At 64.7% G+C, this 637-nt stretch carries 1 protein-coding gene and 1 pseudogene; both read right to left on the reverse strand.

Features of this window, described 5'->3' with window-relative positions:
* A pseudogene (locus KBX18_RS11750) lies at window positions 1–311 on the reverse strand (hypothetical protein); the annotation flags it as partial.
* A 2-nt stretch (window positions 312–313) separates the two neighbouring features.
* Window positions 314–637: hypothetical protein (locus tag KBX18_RS11755; RefSeq protein WP_255996273.1), on the reverse strand; the 324-nt coding region annotated here is incomplete at its 5' end.

A 637-nucleotide genomic window follows, 5' to 3' on the forward strand; every position in this document is an offset into this window, starting at 1 on the left:
GCTTGGAGGACCGCAGATTGTGCTGCGTCGAGACCCGTTCGTGTAGAGCGGCACACCACGACGCACATAGGGTGCTCGTCGTGGGTGGGCCACTGCTTGTCGGCATCGCCCAGCGGAGCGAACACCTGCGCGAGTGTCGATGCGCCAGATCCTCCATGTGCACCGACCAGCCACGCCACGGGGGGCCGGCCCTCGCTGATATGCAGGCGCTGCTCTGCCAGTGGTAGGGCTTCGCGCACCTGCGTATCGACTTTCATCGTGAGTTCAGGCACGTCCTCTCTAGCTTGTGGTCGCCACGTTGTCACCGTCATGCTCACCCCTCCTGGAGGGCTGCCTCGACTGCCGCAGTGTCGTAGGTAGCCGGTGCGCTCTGCTCCGTAGCTGACAGTGGACGACCGAGTTCTGCACCCACAACATCGAGGAGCCAATCAGTCGTTGCCGATGCTGCCGACGCGCCCGACGCCGTGGAAGGCGACGCGGAGTACGCCCCCGTCGACTTCGATACCTCGCTACCTACAGCTGCTTGTACTGCTGCCTGGGCAAGCCCCTCATCGTCGACGCCGAACGCCTTGGCCTCATCTGCCAGGCGCGCAGCACCGGTGGTCATCGTTTGCTCAGAGACCAACTCGCCCGCTGC

This window comes from Corynebacterium sp. CCUG 69979 (assembly GCF_024454095.1).
Taxonomy (GTDB): domain Bacteria; phylum Actinomycetota; class Actinomycetes; order Mycobacteriales; family Mycobacteriaceae; genus Corynebacterium; species Corynebacterium genitalium.